Annotated in this window: 23 protein-coding genes; 14 read left to right on the plus strand and 9 right to left on the minus strand. The window is 70.4% G+C overall.

Annotated features, from left to right (window positions below):
* Positions 1-35 precede the first annotated feature (35 nt).
* The 3 genes from ABDZ92_RS02620 to ABDZ92_RS02630 are packed head-to-tail and all read right to left on the minus strand — an operon-like array spanning position 36 to position 2,312.
* On the minus strand, positions 36-1,232 hold the full coding sequence (locus ABDZ92_RS02620; protein ID WP_125959249.1) for a spinster family MFS transporter: 1,197 nt from the start codon (positions 1,230-1,232) through the stop codon (positions 36-38).
* 52 nt (positions 1,233-1,284) lie between these two features.
* Positions 1,285-1,806: a YceD family protein gene (locus ABDZ92_RS02625; RefSeq protein ID WP_125959082.1), complete on the minus strand. Its 522-nt coding sequence runs from the start codon at positions 1,804-1,806 to the stop codon at positions 1,285-1,287.
* Positions 1,803-2,312 (minus strand): ubiquinol-cytochrome C chaperone family protein, encoded by a 510-nt coding sequence (locus ABDZ92_RS02630; RefSeq protein ID WP_125959083.1) that lies wholly within the window; start codon positions 2,310-2,312, stop codon positions 1,803-1,805. The genes ABDZ92_RS02625 and ABDZ92_RS02630 overlap by 4 nt, the downstream gene beginning before the upstream one ends.
* A 113-nt stretch (positions 2,313-2,425) precedes the next feature.
* Here ABDZ92_RS02630 and ABDZ92_RS02635 point away from each other — a divergent pair, with 113 nt between their 5' ends.
* The 7 genes from ABDZ92_RS02635 to ABDZ92_RS02665 all read left to right on the plus strand — a co-directional run bounded on the left by ABDZ92_RS02635 (position 2,426) and on the right by ABDZ92_RS02665 (position 9,717).
* Positions 2,426-2,917 (plus strand): outer membrane protein assembly factor BamE, encoded by a 492-nt coding sequence (locus tag ABDZ92_RS02635; protein WP_125959084.1) that lies wholly within the window; start codon positions 2,426-2,428, stop codon positions 2,915-2,917.
* A gap of 125 nt (positions 2,918-3,042) precedes the next feature.
* Complete coding sequence (locus ABDZ92_RS02640) at positions 3,043-3,531, plus strand: RcnB family protein (RefSeq protein ID WP_125959085.1); 489 nt, start codon at positions 3,043-3,045, stop codon at positions 3,529-3,531.
* Between the two features lie 339 nt (positions 3,532-3,870).
* Positions 3,871-5,259, plus strand: coding sequence for a glycosyl transferase family protein (locus ABDZ92_RS02645; protein ID WP_241211695.1), 1,389 nt, complete (start codon positions 3,871-3,873; stop codon positions 5,257-5,259).
* The gene (locus ABDZ92_RS02650; RefSeq protein WP_241211696.1) at positions 5,256-6,269 is read left to right on the plus strand and encodes a hypothetical protein; all 1,014 of its coding nucleotides are present in this window, start codon (positions 5,256-5,258) and stop codon (positions 6,267-6,269) included. Before ABDZ92_RS02645 ends, ABDZ92_RS02650 begins: the two co-directional genes overlap by 4 nt.
* 40 nt (positions 6,270-6,309) lie before the next feature.
* Positions 6,310-7,224: a sulfite exporter TauE/SafE family protein gene (locus ABDZ92_RS02655; protein WP_125959086.1), complete on the plus strand. Its 915-nt coding sequence runs from the start codon at positions 6,310-6,312 to the stop codon at positions 7,222-7,224.
* Positions 7,221-7,988 (plus strand): TIGR02186 family protein, encoded by a 768-nt coding sequence (locus tag ABDZ92_RS02660; protein WP_125959087.1) that lies wholly within the window; start codon positions 7,221-7,223, stop codon positions 7,986-7,988. The genes ABDZ92_RS02655 and ABDZ92_RS02660 overlap by 4 nt, the downstream gene beginning before the upstream one ends.
* Before the next feature lie 79 nt (positions 7,989-8,067).
* The gene (locus ABDZ92_RS02665) at positions 8,068-9,717 is read left to right on the plus strand and encodes an ATP-binding protein (protein ID WP_241211697.1); all 1,650 of its coding nucleotides are present in this window, start codon (positions 8,068-8,070) and stop codon (positions 9,715-9,717) included.
* Between the two features lie 253 nt (positions 9,718-9,970).
* Here ABDZ92_RS02665 and ABDZ92_RS02670 read toward each other — a convergent pair whose 3' ends face one another.
* Entirely contained in the window at positions 9,971-11,452 is a 1,482-nt protein-coding gene (locus tag ABDZ92_RS02670; protein ID WP_125959089.1) for a M23 family metallopeptidase, read from the minus strand.
* A 770-nt stretch (positions 11,453-12,222) separates the two neighbouring features.
* On the opposite strand from ABDZ92_RS02670, the gene ABDZ92_RS02675 reads away from it, so the two are divergent.
* From ABDZ92_RS02675 to ABDZ92_RS02700, 6 genes are all read left to right on the plus strand, one after another.
* The gene (locus ABDZ92_RS02675) at positions 12,223-14,730 is read left to right on the plus strand and encodes a helicase-related protein (protein ID WP_125959254.1); all 2,508 of its coding nucleotides are present in this window, start codon (positions 12,223-12,225) and stop codon (positions 14,728-14,730) included.
* A gap of 25 nt (positions 14,731-14,755) precedes the next feature.
* Positions 14,756-15,046, plus strand: coding sequence for a S4 domain-containing protein (locus tag ABDZ92_RS02680; protein WP_125959255.1), 291 nt, complete (start codon positions 14,756-14,758; stop codon positions 15,044-15,046).
* Between the two features lie 36 nt (positions 15,047-15,082).
* Positions 15,083-15,424: a ferredoxin FdxA gene (gene fdxA, locus ABDZ92_RS02685; protein ID WP_125959090.1), complete on the plus strand. Its 342-nt coding sequence runs from the start codon at positions 15,083-15,085 to the stop codon at positions 15,422-15,424.
* A 249-nt stretch (positions 15,425-15,673) separates the two neighbouring features.
* A complete protein-coding gene (locus tag ABDZ92_RS02690; RefSeq protein WP_125959091.1) occupies positions 15,674-16,207 on the plus strand; it encodes a CarD family transcriptional regulator in 534 nt (177 codons plus the stop codon).
* A gap of 132 nt (positions 16,208-16,339) precedes the next feature.
* The gene (locus ABDZ92_RS02695; RefSeq protein WP_272695245.1) at positions 16,340-17,029 is read left to right on the plus strand and encodes a head GIN domain-containing protein; all 690 of its coding nucleotides are present in this window, start codon (positions 16,340-16,342) and stop codon (positions 17,027-17,029) included.
* A gap of 49 nt (positions 17,030-17,078) precedes the next feature.
* Positions 17,079-17,771 (plus strand): head GIN domain-containing protein, encoded by a 693-nt coding sequence (locus tag ABDZ92_RS02700; protein WP_125959093.1) that lies wholly within the window; start codon positions 17,079-17,081, stop codon positions 17,769-17,771.
* Positions 17,772-17,774: 3 nt separating this feature from the next.
* Here ABDZ92_RS02700 and pdeM read toward each other — a convergent pair whose 3' ends face one another.
* From pdeM to ABDZ92_RS02715, 3 genes are all read right to left on the minus strand, one after another.
* Positions 17,775-18,437, minus strand: coding sequence for a ligase-associated DNA damage response endonuclease PdeM (gene pdeM / locus ABDZ92_RS02705; RefSeq protein WP_125959094.1), 663 nt, complete (start codon positions 18,435-18,437; stop codon positions 17,775-17,777).
* 211 nt (positions 18,438-18,648) lie between these two features.
* The gene (locus ABDZ92_RS02710; protein ID WP_425542274.1) at positions 18,649-21,036 is read right to left on the minus strand and encodes a ligase-associated DNA damage response DEXH box helicase; all 2,388 of its coding nucleotides are present in this window, start codon (positions 21,034-21,036) and stop codon (positions 18,649-18,651) included.
* A 77-nt stretch (positions 21,037-21,113) separates the two neighbouring features.
* Entirely contained in the window at positions 21,114-21,299 is a 186-nt protein-coding gene (locus tag ABDZ92_RS02715) for a hypothetical protein (RefSeq protein ID WP_125959095.1), read from the minus strand.
* Positions 21,300-21,405: 106 nt separating this feature from the next.
* On the opposite strand from ABDZ92_RS02715, the gene ABDZ92_RS02720 reads away from it, so the two are divergent.
* Complete coding sequence (locus ABDZ92_RS02720) at positions 21,406-22,404, plus strand: ligase-associated DNA damage response exonuclease (RefSeq protein WP_125959096.1); 999 nt, start codon at positions 21,406-21,408, stop codon at positions 22,402-22,404.
* Here the strand turns inward: ABDZ92_RS02720 and ABDZ92_RS02725 are convergent.
* Positions 22,383-23,735: a chloride channel protein gene (locus ABDZ92_RS02725; RefSeq protein WP_125959097.1), complete on the minus strand. Its 1,353-nt coding sequence runs from the start codon at positions 23,733-23,735 to the stop codon at positions 22,383-22,385. The two genes, ABDZ92_RS02720 and ABDZ92_RS02725, sit on opposite strands and share 22 nt — an antisense overlap.
* A gap of 61 nt (positions 23,736-23,796) precedes the next feature.
* Complete coding sequence (rpoN, locus tag ABDZ92_RS02730; RefSeq protein WP_125959098.1) at positions 23,797-25,296, minus strand: RNA polymerase factor sigma-54; 1,500 nt, start codon at positions 25,294-25,296, stop codon at positions 23,797-23,799.
* Between the last annotated feature and the right edge of the window lie 26 nt (positions 25,297-25,322).

Consider the following 25,322-nt stretch of genomic DNA (forward strand, 5'->3'; position numbering starts at 1 on the left):
CACCGTCGATATAGGGTGCGCCGCCCCCGCTGTCGCTACTCGTCGACCCAGTCGCGCGGCAGCACCCGCGCCGCCGCCGCCATCAGCGCGCCCGCGACCAGGTAGAACACCAGCGCCGCCAGCAGCGCATAGCGCAGCGCCTCGTCGCCCAGCTGCGGGGTCAGCGCCTTCGACAGCGCGCCCACCAGCCACGATCCCAGCCCCAGCCCGATGAGGTTGTTGATGAGCAGGAAGCACGCGCTCGCGGTGCTGCGCATCGCCGCCGGCACCAGCTGCTGCACCGCCGTCAGCAGCGGTCCGGGCCAGGCATAGACCAGCGCCTGCGGTACCAGGAACAGCGCGAACGCCGCTTCCCACGAACCCGACAGCAGCCCCGCCGCCAGCAACGGCACGCCCGCCGCATAGGCGATCGCCGGCACCAGCGCATAGGCACGCCGGGTCCGCCGTCCCCAGCGGTCGGCGATCACCCCGCCCAGCAGGATCCCCGCCACCCCGCCGGTGAGCAGCAGCGCGCCCACGAACCGCCCCGTCTCCGCCAGGTCGAGCGCGAAGCTGCGCATCATCAGGCTCGGCATCCAGAAGGCGATGCCATAGCCCGCAACCGATCCTGCCGCCCCGCCCAGCGAGAGCAGCCAGAAGCTCGGCTTGCGCGCCAGCATCCCGAACACCGGCAGCAGCGGCGCCTGTCCGGTACGCGCGCGCGGCGGATCGCGGACCAGCAACCGGAAGACGGGCGCGGTGAGCAGCCCCGCCACCCCCATCACCACGAACGCCGTGCGCCATTCGACCGCCGCCGCGATCGCGCCGCCCAAGAGCACGCCGACGGCCGACCCGATCGGGATGCCCAGCCCATAGATCGCCAGCGCCCGCGCGCGCTTGCCCGGCGGAAAGGTGTCGGCGATCAGCGCATAGGAGGGCGCCACGCCCCCCGCCTCGCCGACGCCCACGCCGACGCGAAACAGGAACATCTGCGCAAAGCCCTGCGCCGTCCCGCACAGCGCCGTGAACCCGCTCCACACCGCCAGGCTGATCGTAATCACCCAGCTGCGGCTCGTCCGGTCGGCCAGCATCGCCAGCGGAATCGCGAGCGTGCAGTAGAGCGTCGCAAAGGCCAGCCCGCCCAGCATCCCCAGCTGCGAGTCGGAGAGCTTCAGGTCCGCCTTCACCGGCATCGCCAGGATGCTCAGGATCTGCCGGTCGAGGAAGTTGAAGCTGTAGACGAGCAGCAGCATCGCCAGCACCACGCCCGGGCGGCGGGGCGACGAACCGGCGGTCACGGGCACCTTACTTCAGCTTGTCCTTGAGCACCGAAAAGGCCGTGAACGGCTGCACCTCGTCCTCGCCCACCACGCCCGCCTCGCGCAGGATCGCGTCGGCATTGGGCGCGCGCGGGAACGGATCGAGCGCCAGCGCCAGCGTCTCCGCCGCCGCCTCGCCCAGGTCGATCGCGCCGCCCTCGAAGAACATGGTGTCGCATTCCTCCGAGGACAGCTCGATCTCGTCCCCCTCGGGCGTGCCTTCCGGCAGGAAGCGCAGCGCGAAGCTTTCCTCGATCGTCGCCGGCACCGGCTCGGCGGTGGCGACGCAGCTCTGCACCACCGCGCCCTTGAGCGTGCCGCGCGCCACCACGCCCGCCGCATCCCGGCGCAGCGTGAAGTCCGCCGCCAGCCCGTCGATCGACACGAGGCGGAAGCGCTTGGCCAGCGCCGCACGCTCCTCCAGGCTCGCCTCCACCCGCACGTCGCTGTCGCCCGTGCCGATGCGGTCGAGCCGGTGCGGCCGGCTGAATTCAGGGGCCGGGGTCATTCGGGAAGCCTTCCAGCAAGCAATGTGTCGATCGCCGTCTCTCCGAGCGCGCGGTGCAGCGCCTCCAGCCCGCCCGCCACATGCGCGAGCGGGGCAGCACCCGGGTCTTCGCCGCGATAGAGGTTGCGCAGCACCGCCGGCGCGAGCGCGCCCGTCGCCAGCCCCTCGCGATAGGCGCCCAGCCTTCCACCCAGCATCGCCATCATCTTGCCGATGTGCTTGCCGACCACGATGTCGCCGATGCCGGACTGGCGCAGCTGCCCGTCCATGTCGTCGACGAACCGCTCGGCCAGCCGCACCGCCGGCATCGCGCCCTCGGGCGTGTCTTCCAGCCGCAGCAGCACCATCGACAGCACCGCCGCCAGCATGTCGAACCGGCCATCGGTGGTGTCGGGCACCGCGCCCTCGACATACCAGTGCGGCTGGCGCGCCCGCGCGATCACGGCGTCGTACAGGGGGGCGAGCGGATCGGGCGGCGGGGAACGGAACAGGTCGAGCAGGCGCATGACGGCTTTCGAAAGACGGAAACGGAGGGCGGCCTTGTCGCGCACCGCCGGCCCGCATATTGAGGCGATCGGCGCGTGATGCAATCGCCCGCCGGGTTTGCTGGAGGAAGTCGATGAAGCTGTTTGCGCACCACGGCATTGCCGTTGCCGCCGTGGCGCTGGCCGCGCTGGGCCTGGGGGGCTGCACGCGCGTGCGCACGCACCAGGGCTATGTGATCGACGCCGATCTCGTGAACGCCGTCCAGCCGGGCGTCGACAATCGCGAGTCGGTGACCAGCACGCTCGGCCACCCGACCTTCACCGGCCAGTTCGGCAGCGGCAACACCGAATGGTATTATCTGTCGCGCGACAGCCGCAACCTGGCCTTCAATCGCCCGAACCCGAAGGAGCAGACCACGATCCGCGTCCGCTTCGACCAGAACGGCACCGTCCAGTCGATCGACCGCACCGGCATCGAACAGGTCGCCTCGATCAGCCCGTCGGGCAAGAAGACGCCGACGCTCGGCCGCCATCAGAGCTTCTTCCAGGATCTGTTCGGCAACATCGGCAGCGTGGGCGCGGCCGGCATGGGCGGCGGCCCGGGCGGCGGCAACCCGAACCAGTAAGCTTTCGGGGGCTGCGCGGCGGACGCGCAGCTTTCGTTTCCCTGACGAACCGGTTTGCGGGCCGTTCAGCGACGGGGCGCTATCCCCTCCACATCGGGCAATGCCCGCAGTGTAGAGGAGCCCCCATGCGTAGCCTTATCCTTGCAGCCCTTGCCGCCACGACCGTCCTGTCCGGCGTGGTCGCCCCGGCTGCCGCCAGCGCCCAGCCCCGCAGCGAGCACTGGGATCGCCGGGATCATCGCGACGACCGCCGCCACGAGACCCGCGGCCGCTACGATCGCCACGACGTTCGTCCGGGCGTGCGGCCGGCGCCGCCCCGCTATGCCCGCGATCATCGCTGGGGCCGCGACGACTGGCGCGGGTACCGCAACGGCAACCGCCGGCTCTACGCCCGCGGCCCCTGGCAGGCGCCGTTCCGCTATTCCAGCTTCCGCGTCGGCGGCCGCATCGCCCCGCCCTATTACGGCAGCCGCTATGTGATCGCCGATCCGTGGCGCTACCGCCTGCCGCCGGCCCGCCCGGGCCTGCGCTGGGTGCGCCACTATGACGACGTGCTGCTGGTCGATTACCGCCGCGGCCGCGTGGTGGACGTGATCCGCAACTTCTACTGGTAAGGCGCACCGTCCGGGGCAGGCCGCGATGCCTGCCCCGGCTCGCCGCGCGCGCCTTCGCGGGCGCACAAGGCGCAGCCCTGTCGGAACCCCTACGTCCCGAGGAACACCGCCCCCAAGAGACCGCGCACTCGCCGTACTCGGTCGGAGGCCGGAGTCCAGGTGCGGGCGAACTCTAAAGATGCGCGACCTGTTTTTGCCAGGACGCTCCAAGTCACATCTCTTCGAAAGCACGTACTTCTTCGCAATCTCGAAGTACGTAAACACCTATTACTACGTACCCAACTTGCCTAACCTCGCGTTTACTACATAGTCACCGCATCCGAATCGGGGGAGTTCGCTGTGGGGGGCCTGGCGACGGCAATCGGAGTGCTCGATGGCGTGCTGCACGAAGTCGTGCTGTTCGCGGCGTTCGGCTTTCTCATCGGCGGTGCCGACGATCTGGCGACCGATCTGGTCCATTTCGGGCGTCGTCTGCGCCCCGGGCGCAAGGCCGCCGAGCCCACGCCTCCAGGTGCCTACACCCCCGGACGGCTGGCGGTGTTCGTCCCCGCCTGGGACGAGGCGGCCGTCATCGGGCTGATGCTGCGCAGCGCGCTCGCCCGCTTCGACCACCCCGACTACCGAATCTACGCCGGCACCTATCCCAACGATCCGGCGACCGTCTCCGCCGTCCAGGCCGTGGCGCAGGAGGACCCGCGCGTCCGCCTGGTGGTCTGCCCGCGCGCCGGCCCGACCACCAAGGCCGATTGCCTGAACGCGCTGTGGCATGCGCTGCTCGCGGACCAGCGGGCGGAAGGCCATCCGTTCAAGGGCGTGGTGCTCCACGATGCCGAGGATCTCGTCCATCCCGAGGAGCTTCGGCTGCTCGACCAGGGGCTCGACCATGCCACCACCGTGCAGCTGCCGGTGCTGCCGCTCGCCGATCCCCGCTCGCGCTGGATCTCGGGCCACTACATCGACGAATTCGCCGAGGCGCATGGCAAGCTGATGCCGGTGCGCCAGGCACTCGGCGCCGGGCTGCCGCTTGCCGGCACCGGCTGTGCGATCGCCGTGCCGATGCTGGCGCGCATCGCCATCGCCCGCGGCGGCGTGCCGTTCGACGAGGCGAGCCTCACCGAGGATTATGAGCTCGGCCTCACCATCGCCATGCTTGGCGGGCGCGGGCTGTTCCTGAACGTGCGGGAGACCGGCGGCGACCAGCCGGTGGGGGTGCGTGCCTATTTCCCCGCCACGCTCGACGCCGCCGTGCGGCAAAAGGCGCGCTGGATGATCGGCATCGCGCTCGCCGGCTGGGACCGGATCGGCTGGGCGGCGCGCGGCCGCGCGACCGATCACTGGATGCGGATGCGCGACCGGCGCACGATCCTGGCCGTGCCGGTGCTCGCCGCCGCCTATGTCGCGCTGGTCTGCTGGGGCATTTCGGAGAGCATCCACTGGCTGATCGGCACCAGCCGTGCCGATGCCTCGCCCGCGATGCGGCTGCTGCTGATGCTCAACAGCGCGCTGCTGCTCTGGCGGATCGCGATGCGCGCCCATTTCGTCGGCAGGCGCTGCGGCTGGAAGGAGGGCGCCCGCTCCGTCCCGCGCGCGATCATCGCCAACCTGGTGGCGCTGCTCGCCGCCCGCCGCGCGATCTTTCGCTATCTCGCCATGCTGCGCGGCGCCGAGCTGCGCTGGGACAAGACCGCGCACCATTTCCCGGTCGTCACCAGCGAAGCCGCGGCATGACGGGCGCGGGAAGGCCGATCAAGTTCCTGCTGCTCGTGCTGGTCGGCTGGACCGGCGCGCGCGCGACGCTGCTGTGGCCGGGCGCCGAACTCGCCCCCGTCGCGGAGGCCTCCGAGACGCCCGCCGGGCTCAGCCCCGTGCCCGCAGCGCCGCTGTTCGCGCTTCCCCAGCCGTCCGCGCACCCGCGCTTTGTCGGTGCGATGACGCCGGAACGCTTGCTTCCCGGCCTCCCGGGATCCGGCGACTCGCCCGTCCTCCGCCCCGCCGTGGCCACGATCTCGTCCATTCCCGAAGCGGCTTCGGCCGGGACGCTCGCGCCACAGGCCGGCACCTCGCCCGAACCGGCGCTGGCGCTGGTCACCCAGCCCCAGGGTTTGCGCCGCTGGTCGGCGAGTGCCTGGCTGGTCGCGCGCGGCGGCAGCATGGCGGGCGACGGTGCGTTCGGCCCCGCCCAGCTCGGCGGCAGCCAGGCCGGCGCCCGCATCCGCTATGCGCTCACCCGCACGCTTTCGCTCTCGGGCCGCCTCTCCAGCCCGTTGCGCGGCGTCGGTAAGGAGGCCGGGCTGGGCGTCGAGTGGCAGCCGCTCAAGCTCCCGCTCCCGATCTCAATCCTGCTCGAGCGGCGGATCGCGCTCGACTCCGGACAGGACGGGACCGGCCTCGGCGCGATCGCGGGCATCAACCCGACCCCGCTCGTGGGCAGGCTGCAGGTGGAGGGCTATGGCCAGGCGGGCGTCGTCCTGCGCGCGCGGCGGGAGCCCTATGCCGATGGTGCCGTCCGGCTGCTCCATCCGGTCGCCAGCGGCAAGCGCCTCCAGCTCGCGCTCGGTGCCGGCGCCTGGGGCGGGGCCCAGCGGGGCGCCAGCCGGCTCGACATCGGCCCCTCGCTCGTCGCCACGGTGCCCACCGGCGGGCCGAAGCTGCGCGTCGCCGCCGAATGGCGCCAGCGCGTCGCGGGGAATGCCGCTCCCGGCTCCGGTCCTGCGCTGACCCTCGGCACCGACTTCTGAAGGCTTTGTCCCGCCGGGCCAAACGGCTATCCACGGGACGATGGACCTCTACCTCCCCGTCGCGAACCTGTCGGTCAACGCGCTCGTGATCGTGCTGCTGGGCGGCGGCGTGGGGTTCCTGTCGGGCATGTTCGGGGTCGGCGGCGGGTTCCTGACCACGCCGCTGCTGATCTTCTACGGCATCCCGCCCACGGTCGCCGCCGCCTCGGCCGCGAGCCAGGTGACGGGCGCCAGCGTGTCAGGCGTGTTCGCCCATTTCCGCCGCGGCGGCGTCGACGTGCGCATGGGCACGGTGCTGACGGTCGGCGGCGTGATGGGGTCGATCGCGGGCGCCGGCATCTTCCGGTTGCTCCAGGCGAGCGGCCAGATCGATACGGTGATCGCGCTCATCTATGTGCTGCTGCTGGGCTCGATCGGCGGGCTTATGCTGAAGGAGGCGGTGGGCAGCATCCGCGTGCTGCGCGGCGCAAAGCCCGCGCCGGCCGCGCGCCGCCGCCACCACCCCTTCGTGGCCGCGCTCCCCTTGCGCTGGCGCTTCTATGCGTCGGGCCTCTACATCTCGCCGCTCGCACCGCTGCTGCTGGGGTTCGGCGTCGGCATCCTGACGGTGCTGCTGGGGGTCGGCGGCGGCTTCGTGCTGGTGCCGGCCATGCTCTACCTGCTCGGCATGGGCACGCGCGTGGTGGTCGGCACCTCGCTGTTCCAGATCCTGTTCGTGACTGCCGCCGCGACGCTGGTCCATGCCATGACCACCAAGGCGGTCGACATCGTGCTCGCGGTGCTGCTGCTGATCGGCTCGGTCACGGGCGCGCAGATCGGGGCGAAGTTCGCACAGGTGGTGAAGCCCGAATATCTCCGTCTGATCCTGGCGCTGATGGTGCTGGCCGTCGCGTTCCGCATGGCGCTCGGGCTCGGCTGGCGGCCCGACGAGATCTACACGATCGAGCTGTCGTGAGGCGCGCGCTCGCCCTGCTGCTGCTGGCCCCGCTGCTGCTGGGCGCCACCGCGGCGAAGCCCGTGCTGGTGCCGGACGTCTCGCGCCGCAACATCCAGATCGCCTACAGCTTCACTGGCGCCGAGCTGCTGCTGTTCGGCGCGATCCTCTATCCGGGCGGCCGCGAGCCCGACGCCGACCACCCCGCCGACGTCGTGGTGGTGGTGAAGGGCCCCGCCCAGTCGATCGTCATGCGGGAAAAGGAAAAGGTCGCCGGCATCTGGGTCAACGCCGCGCGCACCCGGTTCCGCTCGGCCCCCTCCTTCTACGCGATCGCCTCGTCCAAGCCGATCGGCCAGCTGGTCGACGACCGCACCCGCGCCATCTACGAACTCGGCCTCGACAGCCTCCAGCTTTCCCCCGCCTCGGGCGCCACGGCGGAGGAACAGGCGCGCTTCGCCGCCGGACTGGTCGACCTCCAGCGCCGCCAGGGCCTCTATTACGAGGCGCCGGGTGCGGTGGAGATCACCGACGGCGTCCTCTACCGCGCCGCCGTCGACATTCCCGCACGCGTGCCGGTCGGCCGCTTCACCGCCGAGACCTTTCTGATCCGCGACGGCCGCGTGCTGGCAGCCGCGGTGCGCGAGATCGACATCCGCAAGTCCGGCTTCGAGCGCTTCGTCGAGCAGGCCGCCGAGCACGATTCGCTCGCCTATGGCCTGGTCGCGGTCGCGCTGTCGGTGTTGTTCGGCTGGGCCGCCGGCTCGCTGTGGCGGCGCTTCTGACGGCGCGCTGCGCCCTCAAGGGAACGCATTCTTTACCATCGCCCGCGCATCGCTCGACGCAAAGACCGAGGAGTTGCAGGTGACAGAAGCGACGGGCGCGCGATCCTTCCATGATGCCGGCGCACGGGCGGCGCCGCTGCGCGCGATCGGCGCGGTGACGGAGATCGCCGGATCGGCCAGCCAGATCCTGCTCAACCTGGAAACGGTGAACACCCTCACCAACGATCCCGACCCCGCCATCGCCGCCGCGGGCCAGATCGGCAGCCAGGTGAAGATCCGCGCCGGCGGCAACTGGCTGATCGCCAACGTCCGCGCGATCCGCGCCGCACCCGAAGAGGAGCGCCAGGCGCTCGCCACCATCGACTTCCTGGGCGAAGCGGACGAGGACCGCGCCACCGGCGGCCTCCACGGCTTTCGCCGCGGCGTCACCCGCTATCCGATGCCGGGCACGCCCGTCTATCCGCTCGCGACCGCCGACCTCCACCAGATGTACGCCGCCGACGAGCGCGCGCACATCGAGATCGGCACCGTCTATCCCACCGACAACATCCGCGCCGCGCTCCAGGTCGACGCCATGCTCGGCAAGCATTTCGCGCTGCTGGGCTCCACCGGCACCGGCAAGTCGACGGCCGCCGCGCTCATCCTCCACCGCATCTGCGATCTCAGCCCGGAAGGGCACATCGTGATGATCGACCCCCACGGCGAATATGCCGCCGCGTTCGAGGGGATCGGCGCGCTCTACGACGTGTCCAACCTGCAGATGCCCTATTGGCTGATGAACTTCGAGGAGCATTGCGAGGTGCTGCTCACCACCTCCGGCTCCGAGCGGCAGGTGGACGCCGACATTCTCGCCAAGTGCCTGCTCGCCGCCCGCTCCAAGAACCGGCTGGCGCAGGAGATCGGCAAGCTCACCGTCGACGCGCCGATCCCGTACCTCTTGTCGGACCTCACCAACATCCTCGCCCAGGAAATGGGCAAGATGGACCGCGCAGGCGACACCGCGCCCTATCTGCGGCTCAAGGGCAAGATCGACGAGATCAAGGCCGATCCCCGCTACGCCTTCATGTTCTCCGGCATGCTGGTGGCGGACACGATGGCGTCGTTCCTGTCGCGCGTCTTCCGCCTGCCCTCGGGCGGCAAGCCGATCTCGATCATCGACGTGTCGGGCGTGCCGAGCGAGATCACTTCCGTCGTCGTCGCGGTGCTCAGCCGCATGGTGTTCGACTTCGCCATCTGGTCGCGCAACGAGCCGCAGCGCCCGATTCTCCTCGTCTGCGAGGAAGCGCACCGCTACGTCCCCAACGAGCGCAACGCCGACGCCTCTTCGGTCGGCCGCATCCTCAGCCGCATCGCCAAGGAAGGCCGCAAATACGGCGTCTCGCTCGGCCTCATCACCCAGCGCCCGTCGGACCTTGCCGAGGGCGTGCTGTCGCAATGCGGCACCATCCTCTCGATGCGCCTCAACAACGATCGCGACCAGGCGTTCGTGCGCGCCGCCATGCCGGAGGGCGCGCGCGGCTTCCTCGACACCATCCCGGCGCTGCGCAACCGCGAGTGCATCATCTCAGGCGAAGGCGTCACCACGCCCGTGCGCGTCCGCTTCGACTCGCTCGACGAGGCCCAGCGTCCCGCCTCGGGCGACCCGCTCTTCTCGCAGCTCTGGCGCGAGACCGGCGGCGAGGAAGCGATCCTCGAACGCACCATCCGCCGCTGGCGCGCGGGGCGGTAAAGCGCAACCCACCCCAGCCGTGCCCCGGCGAAGGCCGGGGCCCAGTTGGGATGGCCGCAGTTGGTGCGCACGACCTCAGGGACCACCGCACCTGGGCCCCGGCCTCCGCCGGGGTACGAAAAGGAGATTGCCGCAGCGCGCCCAAAACACTGCCGTGCTCCTGCGAAGGCAGGAGCCCAGGGTACCAAGCGTTGGCGTGTTTGGCTCTGGGCTCCTGCCTGCGCAGGAGCACGGCGTCACGCCGGTACGGCCCTCAGTCCTTCGCAGCCCCCGTCGGCACCGCCATCAGCCGCGCATAGGTCGCCTTGAACCGCCGCAGGTCCTCGCCGCTCAACTGCTGCACGCTCGCCAGCGACACGGAGCGCGGGTTCACCGCCGCGCCGTTCTTCCACAGCTCATAGTGCAGGTGCGGCCCCGTCGAGATGCCGGTCGACCCGACATAGCCGATCACCGAGCCCTGCCGCACGCGCTGGCCGGCACGCACTGCGATCCGGCTCATGTGGCCATAACCGGTGGCAAGCCCGCCGCTGTGATTGAGCTTCACGAAATTGCCATAGCCGCCGGCCCGCCCCGCGCGCGCCACCACGCCGTCCGCCGCCGCCCGGATCGGGGTGCCGGTCGGTGCTGCGATGTCGAGCCCCTTGTGCAGCCGGCGGAAGCGCAGCAGCGGGTGCACGCGCCAGCCGAAGTTTGAGGTGAGCCGCCCGTTGATCGGCATGGTCATGCCGCCGCGCCGCTGGCCGATCCCCTTGGGGTCGTACCACTGGACCTTGCTGCCCTCTTCCCAGCGCAGCAGCCGCACCGAACGCTGCCCCTGGTCCAGCCCGGCGTAGAGCAGCTTGCCCAGCTGGACCTCGCCCGTCTCCGCCCGCTGGCGCTCGATGATGATGTCGAACCGGTCATTGCCGCCCACCCGGCCCATCGGCACGCGGGTGGAAAGCGACTTGATATAGGCCTCGACCGCCTTGGCCGGCGCACCGGCGGCACGGGCGGCGTGGTAGAGGCTGCTCCCCACCCGGCCCTGGACGCGCAGCGGCGTATGGTCGATCGCGATCGGGATGGGCTTCAGCGCAAGCCCGCCCTCGGCCCGTGCCAGCTCCAGCGCCAGGTCGAAGCGCGCGCGGAAGGCCAGTTTCTCCAGCGGCCGCGGCTGCGCCTTGGTCTCGCGCCTGCCGAGCGTGATGTCGAGGCGCGTGCCCGGGTTGAGCTCGCCCGGGCTCACCCGGCTGCCGATCAGCGCCACCGCGCGCGCGGCATCCTCGGCCCCGACACCCGATCGCTTGAGCACGCCCGCCAGCCCGCCGCCGTTCCCCAGCGTCGCGGTCAGCTCCAGGATCGGCCGCTCCGGCGTATCGGCGAGCGGCCGAACGCCCGCGGTCGCCGCCATCCGCATGCCGCTGGTGGCGCCCAGCGCCCGCGCGCCGAACGCCTGCGCACGCGCTTCTTCCCAGTCGCGGCCGTCGAGTGCTGCGGGAACCGCCGCCCGGATCGGCCGCCCGATCCCCGGCGACAGCATCCAGCCGACCGCCAGCAGCGCAGCACAGGTGGCGGCGCCCCGCCACCATTCGCGCGAGCCGATCTGGGACCCCAGGTCCGGCGCCAGTTCGAAGTGGGGAAAGCGCAGCTGCAGCCGGTCGCCCAGCGTCGCGGCGCGCGCCGGCGCCTCCATGCGACCGAACGAGCGCGCGCTGGCGCCGCCGGCGAATTGCAGTTCGTGATCGCTGCGCAAGAACAAGAAAGGCGCGCCCCTTGTGTCGACCGCCCGACCCGGTCGAGCCATTCCCCTGTGCAACCAGACCCTTAAAGTCAAACTAACGGCCGTCCGGCGCGCCCCGCTCCGCGGCCAGCCGTGGCGCGCAAACGGCCAGCAGCAGAAGAACCCGCGATCCGCAGGGAACCACTCGCTCACCTCGGCACCCCGGCGAAGGCCGGGGCCCAGTCGGGAAGGCGGCGGTGAGACGCACGCCGCTCACCGGCTGACCTCAGGAAAGCTGGGGATGCCCGCGCCACCCTTGGCGAACTCCCGCGCAGGCAAGCCCCCTTGCCAAATCCCCGACCGTGCTTCTGCGAAGGCAGGAGCCCAGGGTCCCAAGCACCGCAAGTCGTTGGTCTGCCTGGCCCTGGATTCCTGCCTGCGCAGGAATACGAGTGTGGCCAATGGACGGTGGCCCCTCTTTCGCAGCGTCACGCGAAGGCGAAAGGTCGGGAGCCGCCCCCCCTTACCCCGAAAAAGCTCGCGGACATCGCAAACCAACCAGGCTGTCCTACCGCCCGCCCACCTGCCACAACCCGCACCCGGCGCACGCGAAAGGACGGAACGATGGTCACCCCTGCCCCCGACCCCCTCCCGCTCACGCCTTCCAAAAGATCGCACCAGCTGCGTTCTTGGACTAACTTTCGGCTAACCTTCCGCACCCGCGAACGCGCCATGCTGCGCAGCAGAAGCCGCCAAGTCCTTCTGCGCCCTTGCACTTCGCGGCGCCACGTCCGATGTTTCCCCGTGATATGAGCCAGTTCGCGCGTAGCCCGCTCACCGCCGTGCTGGGCCCCACCAACACCGGCAAGACCCATCTCGCGATCGAGCGGATGTGCGGCCATGCCTCGGGCATGATCGGCTTCCCGCTGCGCCTGCTCGCGCGCGAGGTCTATGACCGGGTGGTGGCGATCAAGGGCGCGCACCAGGTGGCGCTCATCACCGGCGAAGAGCGCATCGTGCCCCCCGGCGCGCGCTGGTTCCTGTGCACCGCCGAAAGCATGCCGCTCGACCGCGAGGTTGCCTTCGTGGCGCTCGACGAGGCGCAGCTGGGCGCCGATCCGGAGCGCGGCCATGTCTTCACCGACCGGCTGCTGCGCGCGCGCGGGCGCGAGGAGACGATGATCCTGGGCTCGGAGGCACTGCGCCCAATGGTGCGCGCGCTGGTCCCCGATGCGGAGATCATCAACCGCCCGCGCTTCTCCACCCTCTCCTATGCCGGCGCGCGCAAACTCTCCCGCCTGCCCCGACGCTGCGCGATCGTCGCCTTCTCGGCCGAGGAGGTCTACGCCGTTGCCGAGACGATCCGCCGCATGCGCGGCGGCGCCGCGGTGGTGATGGGTGCGCTGTCCCCCCGCACCCGCAACGCCCAGGTGCAGATGTTCCAGTCGGGCGAGGTCGACTATCTCGTCGCGACCGACGCGATCGGCATGGGCCTGAACATGGACGTGGCCCACGTCGCCTTCGCCTCGCTGCGCAAGTTCGACGGCCGCCGCCAGCGTCGCCTCACCATCTCGGAAATGGCGCAGATCGCCGGGCGCGCCGGGCGCCACCAGCGCGACGGCACCTTTGGCGGACTGGTCGAGGAAGGGCCGAGCGCCTTTACGCCGGAGGAAGTGCTGGCAATCGAGGGGCACGTCATCCCCCCGCTCGAACAGCTCTACTGGCGCGAGGGCAGCCCCAGCTACGCCAGCATCGACGCGCTGATCGAAAGCCTGGAGAGCAAGCCCAGCCACCCCGCGCTGCGCGCCGCGCCCCAGGCGATCGACCTGGCCGTGCTCAAGCGACTCGCGGAGGAGGATTGGGTGCGCGCCCGCACGCGCAGCCCGGCGATGGTCGCGCGGCTGTGGGCCGCCTGCGGACTGCCCGATTTCCGCAAGCTCGGCGCCGATCCGCACGCCCGCTTCGTCGGCCGCATCTTCCAGCATCTGAGTGAGGGCAAGGGCCACCTGCCCCACCAATGGTTCGCCGACGAGATCGCCCGGCTCGACAATGTCGGCGGCGATGTCGAGACGATCGCCGGGCGCATTTCGGCCGCGCGCAGCTGGGCCTATATCGCCCATCGCGCCGACTGGCTGGCCGAGCCGGCGCATTGGGCCGACCGCACGCGTGCCATCGAGGAGCGGCTGTCGGACGCGCTCCACGACCGCCTGCGCCAGCGCTTCGTCGACCAGCGCACCACCGTGCTGCTCCGCCGCATCGGTGCGGACGCCAGCAACCTGCCGGTCGAGGTCAGCGAGGACGGCGAGGTCAGCGTCGACGCGCATGTGCTCGGGCGGCTGGAGGGCTTCCGCTTCCATGTCGCGCCCGACGCGCGCGTCGCCGACAAGCGGCTGCTGATCTCGGCTGCCGAAAAGGGTCTGGCGGGCGAGCTGCGGCGCCGGGGTGCCGCGCTCGCCGGTGCGGCGGACGAGGCTTTCGTGCTCGATGCGGAGCCCGGCGAGCGGCCCGCGATCCGCTGGAACGGCCTCGCTGTCGCAACGCTCGTCAACGGCCCGACGCTGGACCGTCCGGCAGTCAAGCTCGACCGCAGCCTCGACTGCCTCGACCGTGCCGCCCAGATGGCCGTGCGCGAGCGGATCGTCGGCTGGGTGGAGGGCGAGATTGCCCGCCGCGCGCCGGTCCTCGCCCGCCTCGCCGCACTGTCGCGCGACCCCGACGCCAGCGCCCCCCTCCGCGCGGTCGCCGCGGCGCTCACCGAAGTGGGCGGGATCAGCCCGCGCGAGAGCGCCGACCCGGCGCTCGACGCCCTCGCGCCCGAGGATCGCCGCCGCCTGCGCCAGGCCGGCGTGACGGTCGGCACGCTCGACCTGTTCGACGCGCGCCTGTTCCGCCCTGCAGCTGCCCGCTGGCGCGCAGCGCTGCTGGCGGCGCGCGACGGCCGCCCGGTCGAGCCGCTGCCCCCTGCCGGCGCCACGGTGCTGCCCGGCGATACCCGCGCCTGGGGCTTCCGGCGGCTGGGCGGTCAGGCCGTGCGCGTCGACCTGGTCGAGCGCATCGCCCGCGCGGCGCACGACGCGCGCGAGGGGCACAAGCCGTTCGCCCCGGACCCTGCGCTTGCGACGTCGATCGGGCTCCAGGCCGAGACGATCGCCAAGCTGATGGCGCGCCTGGGCTTCCGCAGCGCCAAGCCCGAGGGCGAGCAGCCGCGCTGGGCCTGGCGCGGACGCCCGCGCGCGCCGGCGCCCCGCACGCCGGTGGCGCCGCGCCCCGGCAACGCCTTTGCGGCGCTGGCCGGCCTGGACCTTTCGCGTGGCTGATCCGACCCCCCATGGCGCCGAGTCGATGCGGCTCGACCGCTTCCTCTGGTTCGCGCGGCTGGTGAAGACCCGCAGCGCCGGCCAGAGCCTTGCCGAGGGCGGGCTGCTGCGCATCGACGGCCGCCGCATCGACCGCGCGCATTGCCCTGTGCGGCCAGGTGTCGTGGTCGCTTTCCCCCGCAACGGACAGGTGCTGGTGCTGCGCGTGCTCGCGCTTCCCAGGCGCCGCGGACCGCCCGCCGAGGCGCTCGCGACCTACGAGTTGCTGGAACCCGCCCGGACCGAGCCCGTTGACGGGGCGGGACAGCCCGCATAACGCGTCCCCGTTCGAACCCCTGGAGCCTTTTCCCCAATGACCTACGTCGTCACCGACGCCTGCATCCGCTGCAAGTACATGGACTGCGTCGAGGTCTGTCCGGTGGATTGCTTCTACGAGGGCGAGAACATGCTCGTCATCAATCCGTCCGAGTGCATCGACTGCGGCGTGTGCGAGCCGGAATGCCCGGCCGAGGCGATCCTGCCGGATACCGAGTCCGGGCTGGAACAGTGGCTGGAGCTCAACAACACCTTCTCGGCCCAGTGGCCCAACGTCACGCGCAAGCTCGACCAGACGCCGCCGGACGCAGACGCGATGAAGGGCGTCGAGAACAAGTACGAGCAGTTCTTCTCCCCCGAACCCGGCAAGGGCGACTGACCCGGCGGGGCCCGTACGCGGCCCCGTACGCGGAAAAAAGCGCGGATTTCCGGCCCGTTTTCGCGGGAACTGCAACTCGCCACTGGCATTTTTGCTCCGGACGCGCTATATAGTTGCGCGACGGCGGCATTTCGTTGCCCGCCGCGTGGAGACGCACCCTAAAGAATAGCCCCAGCCCGACGCGGATCGGCCTGAGCCCCTCCCCGTCCAGGCGCGACTCTGGGGCGAACCGGTCACGAAAGGCTACCAATGGCTGCCAAGGCGCTGTCCTTTGATGTCGGCGATTATGTCGTTTACCCCAAGCATGGCGTTGGCCGTGTCATCGAGCTTCAGAAGCAGGAAATCGCGGGCATGCAGCTCGAGCTGTATGTGCTCCGCTTCGAAAAGGAGCGCATGACGCTCCGCGTGCCGACCAACAAGGCCGAGAGCGTCGGCATGCGCAAGCTGTCGTCGGACAAGACGCTGCGCGAGGCGCTCGACACGCTGAAGGGCAAGCCCAAGGTCAAGCGCACGATGTGGTCGCGTCGCGCCCAGGAGTATGAGGCCAAGATCAACTCGGGCGACCTGGTGTCGATCGCCGAAGTGGTCCGCGACCTGTTCCGCGCCGACGACCAGCCCGAGCAGAGCTATTCCGAGCGGCAGATCTTCGAAGCGGCGGCCAGCCGCCTCGCTCGCGAGCTGGCAGCGATGGAAGAGGTCGAGGAGCCCAAGGCGCTCGACAAGATCCTCGACATCCTGCGTGCCTCGGCCGCAATCTACAACAAGGAGAAGACCGCCGCCTGACGGCGCGGGCTTTCCTCAAGCACATGAACGAGGGCGGCCCCAAGGGCCGCCCTTTTTCATTACGGCTTTGCGTTGGCGGCGGGGTCTTCGGCGTGAGCCACGAAAAGGGTTGTTATGCGTACGCTAGGCACTTTGGCCTGCCTTTCCCTCGCCGCCTGTTCCGGCAGCGGTGAGTCCGATCCCCAACTCGCCAACACGGCGCAGCGCAGCTTCGCTGCCCGCGACTTCACCGCCATCTCCCTGGAAGGTCCCGACACCGTCGAGATCCGCACCGGCGGCGACTTCGCGATCGAGGCTAGCGGGGAGCCCGCGGTGCTCGACCAGCTCCTCGTGAAGAGCGAGGGCGGCACGCTCCGGATCGGGCGCAAGGCCCGGAAAAGCTGGGAGTGGCCGCTTCGCAGCGCGGGCAGCATCACCGTGCAGATGCCGGAGATCCGCGCCGCCTCCGCCACCGGATCGGGCGCGGTGACGCTGGACCGCGCCGACGACTTCTCCGGCAGCGTCTCCGGATCCGCCGACCTCACCATCGGCATGCTCGGCGGCCGCACCGCCCGGCTTGCGAACACCGGCTCCGGCACGATCGCGGCCGCCGGCGCCGTCGACACCTTTTCGGCCGAGTTGAAGGGCTCGGGTGACATCGCCGCGCCGCAGCTTCGTGCCGAAGAAGCATCGGTCATCCTGCAGGGATCGGGCGCGGTCCAGGCGAGCGTCGCAGGTCCCGCCCGCGTGGCGCTCGACGGGTCGGGCACCGTGGATCTCGGCGACATGGCGCTGTGCACCAGCACGCTGGCGGGCTCCGGCTCGATCCGCTGCGCGTCCTGACACCGACGGCGGCTTGCCATTGCGGCAGCCGCGGTGCGATGCTCGCCCCATGCTGTTGCTGCCGATCCTTCTGGCGCTGACGGCGGCATCGGAGACCCCGGAGCCGCCTGCCCGCACGGTAATGCTCACCCGCTTCGACCGGCTGCGCGTCAGCGGTTCCTACTCCGTGGAAGTGGTCACCGGCGGGCGCACGGTCGCCGAACTGCTCGGCGACCGCGCATCGGCGGAGCGGGTCGCCGTGCAGGTGGAAGCGGGCGTGCTGACCATCCGCCCCACCGGCACCACGCAAGACGGCTTCGCCGTGCCGCAGCGGCCGGTGACCATCCGCGTGCGGACAACGGCACCGTTGCAGGCGGTGACGCTCACCGGCGGCGGGCGCGTGACGGTCGACCGCCTCGCCGGCACCCGATCGGAAGTGGTGCTGAACGGGACCGGCACGCTGTCGATCGCGAGCGTGGCGGCCGAACAACTGCTGGGCACCCTGACCGGGAACGGCACGCTTTCCCTGGCAGGGACGGCACGACAGGCGCGGTTCGTGGCGTCGGGATCGGGCAGCCTCGACGCAGCCGCGCTCAATACTCGTGACCTGGTGGTGCGCAGCGAAGGCGCGGGTACCGGGCGGTTCAAGGCCTCCCTCACCGCCACCGTCACCGCAAATGGCGTCGGCAGCGTGGAGGTAGCGGGCAGCGCCAAGTGTCAGGTGCGCGGCACCTCGGCCGTGCAGTGTGGCGCCCGCTCCTGACGCTCAGGCAGCGACGGGAAACCGCAGAAGCCGATCCTCCAGCGCCACCAGCGCTTCCGCACCCCGGCCTACGGCCCGCACGATCTCAGGGTGATGCGGCTCCAACCCGCCGGTCAGCGAGCCGAATGCGGGCAGCACCAGCTTGCTCGGCGTCGCGACGAAGCAGCGGCGCGCGATCGTCCGCCCCCGCACCGTCACCCGCAGCTTGGGGTGGAAGTGGCCCGAAAGCTCGGGCCGCGCTTCGCGAGGATCGGCCTCGTGCCGCAGCACCAGCCCGTCGACCACCGCCTCCTCCAGCACCGCGCCGCCGCATGAGGCTGTGAAACCGGCGTCATGGTTGCCGGTGATCCAGGTCCAGCGACAGCCGGAGGTCAGTGCCTTCAGCCGCTCCTGCGCCGCTTCCGGCAGGCGCGCACAGCCCTTGGGATCGTGGAAGCTGTCGCCCAGGCACCAGAGCTCGGCAGGGTTCACCCGCGCGACTACCGCCTCCAGCGCGTCCAGCGTCGCGAGCGTGTCATAGGGCGGCAGCATCTGGCCGAACTGCGCAAACCAGCTCGCCTTCTCGAAGTGGAGATCGGCAACCAGCAGCGCCTCGCGCGCCGGCCAGTAGAGCGCGCCCGCGGCCAGCGCGACCAGCTCGTGCCCCGCGAACGAAAAGCGAACCATGGCGCCGCTATGCCGTGCGGGGACGGGCACGGCAAGCCCTTCCAAGGGCTGGTCGTCGTCCCCGAACCGTTTGTCTCGAGTAGGGATCGAGCCTGTCGAGAGCTCGTATCGAGAGAGCCGCTGCCCATTTCTCGATACGCCGTCTCGACAAGCTTGACGGCTACTCGAAACAAGCGGAGAGGAAGGAGGAAGGGTCAAAAAGCACGCCCCCTCAATCGAGCCGCATCGCCTCGGCGGCCATCGCCTCCGCCTCCGTCAGCAGCGCATCGTCGGCACTTCCCTGCGGCACGTGCTCGCGGCCGATCAGCACCATCACCGGGACCGCGAGGGGGCTGATCCGCTCTAGCGTCACATGCAGCATGCGCGCTTGGGCGGTCTCCAGCAGCGTCGCCAGGCGGCCGACGTCGGTCATCCGCGCGCGCGCATCCTCCCACGCGGCCTGAAGGAGCAGGTGGGTGGGCTCGTACTTGCGCAGCACGTCGTAGATGAGGTCGGTTGAGAAGGTCACCTGCTTGCCGGACTTACGCTTGCCGGGATGCTGGCGCTCGACCAACCCGCCAATCACTGCCACTTCCCGGAACGCGCGCTTGAGCAGGTTCGAGCCCTGCACCCATTCGACGAACTCATGCTCCAGGATGTCGGGCGAGAAGAGCGCGGCCGGATCGGTGATCGGCTCCAGGCCATAGCAGGCCAGTGCATAGTCGTTGGAGACGAAGCCGATTGGCTTCAGCCCCAGCGCCTCCATCCGCCGGGTGATGAGCATGCCGAGCGACTGGTGCGCGTTCCAGCCTTCGAAGCTGTAGGCGACCATGTAATGCCGCCCCTCGTGCGGGAAGGTCTCGATCAACAACTGCCCCGGCTCCGGCAGGCGCGAGCGCCGGCCCTGGATCTCCAGCCATTCGCGGACGTCGTCGGGAAAGCGCGCCCATTGTGCGCGGTCGTGCAGGAAGGTTCGTACCCGCTGGGCGAGATTGGTGGAGAGCGCCATGCGCGTGCCCACATAAGTGGGGATACGCGCGGGCCGGCTGGAGGCGCGCACGATCAGGTCCGTCAACTCGATCCGCTCCACCTCAAGGCTGAGCCCGGCGAAGAAGAAGGTATCACCGGTCGAGAGCGTGGAGGCGAAATACTCCTCCACCGTGCCGAGCTTGCGGCCGTTGCGGAAGCGCACGTCGAGCGTGGGTGCGTCGACGATGATGCCGGCGTTCAGCCGATGCTGCTGCACGAAGCGCGGATGGCTGACGCGCCAGAGGCCATCCGCCCCCTGGGTCAACCGCTTGAACCGGTCATAGGCACGCAGCGCGTAACCGCCCTCGGCAATGTAGTGGAGCACGCGATCGAACGTCTCCGCATCGAGCGCGGAATAGGGCAATGCTGCGCGAACCTCCTGCAGCATATCCGCAGCATCGAAGGGTTCGGCGCAGGCGCAGGCCATCAGATGCTGGGCGAGCACGTCGAGCGCGCCCGGACGGAACAGCTCGGTGTCGAGCTCGCCCGCCTCCACCGCATCCAGCGCGGCGCGCGCCTCCAGATATTCGAAGCGGTTGCCCGGCACGACGATGGCTTCGGAAGGCTCGTCCAGGCGGTGGTTCGCGCGGCCGATGCGCTGGAGCAGGCGTGACGAGCCCTTGGGCGCTCCCATCTGGATCACGCAGTCGACGTTGCCCCAGTCCACGCCCAGGTCGAGGCTGGCGGTGGCAACCAGCGCGCGCAGCCGCCCGTCCGCCATCGCCTGCTCGACCTTGCGCCGCGCCTCCACCGCCAGGCTGCCGTGGTGGACACCGATCGGCAGGCTCCGCTCGTTGGATTTCCACAGGTCCTGGAAGATCAGTTCGGCAAGGCTACGGGTGTTGCAGAAGACGATGGTGGTGGCGTGCGCCTCAATCTGCGCCATCACCTGCGGCGCGGCATAGCGCCCGGAGTGGCCGGACCAGGGGATCCGCCCCTCCGGCAGCAGGATCTCGATGCGGGGATCGGCACCGGGATCGCCCTGCACGAGCGTGACGGCGTCGATGTCGCCGTCGGGGGCGAGCCAGGCGCGATAGTCGTCCGGGTCGGCGACGGTGGCGGAAAGTGCCACCCGCCGCAGGCCAGGGCTCAACCGCTGGAGTCGCGCCAGACAGAGCGCCAGCAAGTCGCCCCGCTTGCCCGCGGCAAAAGCATGTACCTCATCGACAACGATCGTCTTGAGGCCGCCCAGCAGCCGGTCGGCATCGGGATAGGACAGGAGCAGGCTGAGCGATTCGGGCGTCGTCAGCAGGATGTGCGGCGGCTTCACCCGCTGGCGCGCCTTGCGGTCGGAGGGCGTGTCGCCGGTCCGCGTCTCGACCCGAATGTCGAGCCCCATCTCCGCAATGGGGTTGAGCAGGTTGCGCTGGACGTCGACGGCGAGCGCCTTCAATGGCGAGATGTAGAGCGTGTGCAGCCCGTCGCCGGGCGCATCGGCGAGCTCGGCGAGCGTGGGCAGGAAACCCGCGAGCGTCTTGCCCGCGCCGGTGGGCGCGACCAGCAGCGCGTGGCGCCCGGCCCTTGCCGCCGCGAGCATCTCCGCCTGGTGCCGGCGGGGCGACCATCCACGATCGGCGAACCAACGGGAGATCGAGTCGGGAAGTTCGGGGATGGCAGCGGGCACATCGCCGATGTGGCGATCCGGCAGCCCCAACGGAAGGGATCGGCTCAGCGCATGCGCTTTTCGCGGTCGATCCGGTCCTGCTCGTCATAGAGATCGGCGGTCGCGCGCTCGCTCTCCTGGTGCCGGCGACGCGAGACGCGGTTGTTGAGCACCGCCCAGATGATCACGCCCAGCAGCACGATCGGCCCGATGATCGTCAACACGCCCCACAGACTGACTTCGTCCGCCATCGCTCGACCTCCTCTCCCGAAGAACTAGGCATCAACGACAGGGGCCTGCGGTTCGATCCATCGCCTACGATGCGGCCCGAAAGGGAGTTCGTGCGTTAGCCTCCCCATGCCGCGCCTTGCCGACTGGATCGAACCCAAGCCGCAAGGCATCTACCTGCCGCACGCCGATGCCTGGATCGACCCGTCGGTGCCGGTGCCGCGCGCGCTGGTGACCCATGGGCACGCCGACCATGCCCGCGGCGGGCACGAGACGGTGTGGGCGACCCCCGAGACGCTGGCGATCATGGACGCGCGCTATGGCACGCAGAATGGCCGCCCGGTTGCCTATGGCGAGACCGTCCGGCTGGGCGACATCCAGGTCTCCTATGTCCCGGCGGGCCATGTGCTGGGATCGGCGCAGATCCTGCTGGAGCATCGCGGCGAGCGCGTGGTGGTGTCGGGCGACTATAAACGCCGCCCGGACCCGACCTGCGCGCCGTTCGAGCCGGTCGCCTGCGACGTGTTCGTGACGGAGGCGACGTTCGGACTGCCCGTTTTCCGCCATCCAGAAACCCGCGACGAGATCGACAAGCTGCTTGCGGCGCTGCGTGCGGAGCCGGATCGCTGCGTGCTGGTGGGCGCCTATGCGCTCGGCAAGGCGCAGCGCGTGATCGCCGAGGCACGCGCGATGGGCTTCGACGATCCGATCTACGTCCACGGCGCGCTTCAGCGCTTATGCGATCTCTATGTCGCGCACGGCGTGGAACTCGGCGAGCTGCGCCCCGCCACCGGCGCCAGCAAGGCGGAGCTCGCCGGGCGGATCATCCTGGCCCCGCCCTCGGCGCTCAACGACCGCTGGTCGCGGCGCCTGCCGGACCCGATCTCGGCGATGGCCTCAGGCTGGATGCGGGTGCGGCAGCGTGCCCGGCAGCGCAACGTCGAGCTGCCGTTGATCCTGTCCGACCACGCCGACTGGGACGAGCTGACCCGTACGATCGAGGAGATCGCTCCCCAGGAAGTATGGGTGACGCACGGGCGCGAGGATGCGCTGGTCCATTGGTGCAGCATGCGCCAGATCCGCGCCCGGGCGCTCGACCTGGTCGGCTATGAGGACGAGGACGACTGAGCGCCGGCGGGCCGGGGCGGCCCCTCTGTCTCGGCGATGAACGGGCGCGCGAGGCCATGGTACAGCCGCTCCTGGCAGACTCGCGCGCTCACCCAGTCGGCGATCAGCGCCGCGGCGAACATCGGCAGGATCAGGCCGCGCGCGGCCGTCGTCTCGCTGACGATGATGACCGCGGTGAAGGGCGCGCGCACGACGCCGACGAAATAGGCGACCATGCCGATCACCACAACCGCGCCCGGCGGCGAATAGGGGAAGACGCCCGTCAGCAGGTTCCCGAAGCCCGCGCCGATGGCGAGTGAGGGTGCGAAGATCCCGCCGGGTGCCCCGGTCAAGGTCGTCGCGAGTGTCGCCATCAGCTTGGCGGGACCGAACCAGCCCGACACCTCGCCGCCCTCAACCAGCGCGCGCGTGGCGCCATAGCCGGTCCCCCAGGTGGCACCGCCCGTCCCGACGCCCAGCACCGCGACGACCAGTCCGCACAGGCCGGCGAACAGCACGGGCCGGGCCTTCAGCGCCCGGGCCCATCCGGTTCGCCCGTCGCTGAACCCCAGCACGACGCGGGTGAACAGCCCGCCCGCGACACCACCCAGCAGGCCGGCGAGCGGCGCCAGCAGCAGCACGCGATGCAGCTTCAGCGTCTGGTCCACCGCGCCGAAATAGACATAGTCGCCGGCGATCCCGAGGCTCACCATGCCGGCGATCATCACCGCCCCCATCACCAGGACGGCAACCCGTTGCTCATAGGCGGCGGCGAGTTCCTCGATCGCAAAGGCGACCCCGGCCAACGGCGTGTTGAACGCCGCGGCGACGCCCGCCGCGCCACCGGCGATCAGCACGCCGGCAGTGATCGGCACGCGCAGCAGGCGATGCAACGCGACCATGATCGCCGCACTCACCTGGACGCTCGGCCCCTCGCGACCGACCGAGGCCCCGAACAACAGCATCGTGACTGTCAGCACCAGCTTCTTGGCGGCGGTGCCGAGCGAAAGGAGGCGCGCCGCGACCTGCGCGTCCGCCGACCTGCCGGCCGCGATCACCTGGGGGATGCCGGAGCCGCGCGCATCCCTGGCCCAGCGCCGCGTAGCCCATACGACCGCGCCAAAGGCGAGCGGCGTCGCCACCAGCGGCGCATAGGGCCAGCGCGCCACTGCATGCCCGAACAGTTCCTGCGCGAGATCGCTCGCGCGGGCAAAGGCAAGCGCCACCAGCCCCAGCAGGACCGCGCCCGCAGCAGTCGCGACCCGCCGCTTCAGGATCGGCCACTGATCGGAGGCATTCCGCTGCGCGTGCAGGCGCAGCAGATGCCGCGCACGGTCTGAGAAAAAGGGCATGCCGCGCTCTTTGGGCCGAATCGGGCGCGGCGGGAACCACGAACCCGGGCCGAAGCCGATATCAGGTCCCTTGCAGCGCCTTTTGCCGGCGCCGCTGCACCGAGGAGCCGATCCCCAAAGCCTCTCGGTATTTGGCGACCGTGCGCCGGGCGATGTCGAAGCCCTTGGCATTCAACAGCTCGACCAGCGTGTCGTCGGACAGAATCTTGCGGGGGTCCTCGGCGGCAATGAGCGTCTTGATCGCGTTCTTGACCGCTGCGGCCGACACCGCTTCGCCCCCGTCGGCAGCCTGGATCGCGGAGGTGAAGAAGTACTTCAGCTCGAACAGCCCGCGGGCGCAGCTGAGATATTTGTTCGAGGTGACCCGGCTGACCGTCGATTCGTGCATCTCGATCGCCTCGGCCACCTGCCGCAAGGTGAGCGGCCGCAGGTGGGCCACGCCCTTTCGGAAGAAACCCTCCTGCTGCTTCACGATCTCGGCCGCGACCTTGATGATGGTACGTTGCCGCTGGTCGAGCGCCTTGACCAGCCAATTGGCGCTCGCGAGGCATTCGGAGAGCCAGGCGCGGGAGGTCTTGTCCTGCCGCCCGCCCGAAAGCTCGACATAATAGGCGCGATTGACGAGCAGCCGTGGCAGCGTGGCCCCGTTGATCTCCACGGCCCAGCCGGCCCCCCGCGGGGCCACGAAGAGATCGGGGACCACCGCGGGCGCACGTTCCCCGCCGAAACGGCAGCCGGGCTTGGGATCATAGCCGCGCAGCTCGCGGATCATGTCGGCCAGATCCTCGTCGTCGACCTCGCAGAGCCGGCGCAGTTGCGGCAGCGCGCCGCGGGCGACCAGATCCAGATTGTCGATCAATCGGGCCATGCAGGGATCGTAGCGATCCGCCTCCTTCGCCTGGAGCACGAGGCACTCGGCCAGGCTGCGCGCGCCCACACCGGTAGGGTCGAAGGTCTGGATCGTCGCGAGCACCGCCTCGACCTCGGCCAGCGGCACGCCCAGCCGGTTGGCGACGTCGAGCAGCGAGCCGGTGAGATAGCCGCACTCGTCGATCTGATCGATCAGTTGCTGCGCCACGAACAGGGCCGGCCCGGAAAGCACCGCACCCGCCTGCGCGAGGAGATGGTCGGCGAGCGAGGGCCCGTCGGCCTCAAACCCATCGAAGTCCAGGCCGTCATCGGGCAGCGCGGCAGCGCCGGCCCCACTGGAACTCAGACTGCCGTCCAGCCCTCCGATGGCATCCCCGGGGCAGTCGTCGATGAAGGCGTCGCCCGCCAGATCGATGTCGAGCGCCTCTCCGCTCGCCTCTCCCATCAGCACCAGTTCGTCGGCGCCCGCGGGCTCGTCGCGCATGGGGGGCGTGTCGCCCGGCGGCAAATCCTCGCCACCGGGATCGTCGCTGCCGCCCGATTCGAGCAGAGGGTTACGCTCGATCTCCTCGGCGATGACGCCTTCGATCTCTAGATTCGACAGCGCGAGCAGCCGGATCGCCTGCTGGAGCTGCGGCGTCATCACCAGCGACTGCGACTGGCGGAGATCGAGGCGCGGGCCGAGCGACATCAGCCGCGCCTCCCGCGAACGCCTTC

It is taken from the genome of Sphingomonas molluscorum (assembly GCF_039522995.1).
GTDB classification, from domain to species: Bacteria; Pseudomonadota; Alphaproteobacteria; order Sphingomonadales; family Sphingomonadaceae; genus Sphingomonas; species Sphingomonas molluscorum.

Bases quoted from the DNA above. Each gene is read 5' to 3' on its own strand.
- ABDZ92_RS02620 (WP_125959249.1), bottom strand. From the start codon at position 1,232: ATGCTGCTGCTCGTCTACAGCTTCAACTTCCTCGACCGGCAGATCCTG.
- ABDZ92_RS02625 (WP_125959082.1), bottom strand. From the start codon at position 1,806: ATGACCCCGGCCCCTGAATTCAGCCGGCCGCACCGGCTCGACCGCATC.
- ABDZ92_RS02630 (WP_125959083.1), bottom strand. From the start codon at position 2,312: ATGCGCCTGCTCGACCTGTTCCGTTCCCCGCCGCCCGATCCGCTCGCC.
- ABDZ92_RS02635 (WP_125959084.1), top strand. From the start codon at position 2,426: ATGAAGCTGTTTGCGCACCACGGCATTGCCGTTGCCGCCGTGGCGCTG.
- ABDZ92_RS02640 (WP_125959085.1), top strand. From the start codon at position 3,043: ATGCGTAGCCTTATCCTTGCAGCCCTTGCCGCCACGACCGTCCTGTCC.
- ABDZ92_RS02650 (WP_241211696.1), top strand. From the start codon at position 5,256: ATGACGGGCGCGGGAAGGCCGATCAAGTTCCTGCTGCTCGTGCTGGTC.
- ABDZ92_RS02655 (WP_125959086.1), top strand. From the start codon at position 6,310: ATGGACCTCTACCTCCCCGTCGCGAACCTGTCGGTCAACGCGCTCGTG.
- ABDZ92_RS02675 (WP_125959254.1), top strand. From the start codon at position 12,223: ATGAGCCAGTTCGCGCGTAGCCCGCTCACCGCCGTGCTGGGCCCCACC.
- ABDZ92_RS02680 (WP_125959255.1), top strand. From the start codon at position 14,756: ATGCGGCTCGACCGCTTCCTCTGGTTCGCGCGGCTGGTGAAGACCCGC.
- fdxA (WP_125959090.1), top strand. From the start codon at position 15,083: ATGACCTACGTCGTCACCGACGCCTGCATCCGCTGCAAGTACATGGAC.
- ABDZ92_RS02690 (WP_125959091.1), top strand. From the start codon at position 15,674: ATGGCTGCCAAGGCGCTGTCCTTTGATGTCGGCGATTATGTCGTTTAC.
- ABDZ92_RS02700 (WP_125959093.1), top strand. From the start codon at position 17,079: ATGCTGTTGCTGCCGATCCTTCTGGCGCTGACGGCGGCATCGGAGACC.
- pdeM (WP_125959094.1), bottom strand. From the start codon at position 18,437: ATGGTTCGCTTTTCGTTCGCGGGGCACGAGCTGGTCGCGCTGGCCGCG.
- ABDZ92_RS02715 (WP_125959095.1), bottom strand. From the start codon at position 21,299: ATGGCGGACGAAGTCAGTCTGTGGGGCGTGTTGACGATCATCGGGCCG.
- ABDZ92_RS02720 (WP_125959096.1), top strand. From the start codon at position 21,406: ATGCCGCGCCTTGCCGACTGGATCGAACCCAAGCCGCAAGGCATCTAC.
- ABDZ92_RS02725 (WP_125959097.1), bottom strand. From the start codon at position 23,735: ATGCCCTTTTTCTCAGACCGTGCGCGGCATCTGCTGCGCCTGCACGCG.
- rpoN (WP_125959098.1), bottom strand. From the start codon at position 25,296: ATGTCGCTCGGCCCGCGCCTCGATCTCCGCCAGTCGCAGTCGCTGGTG.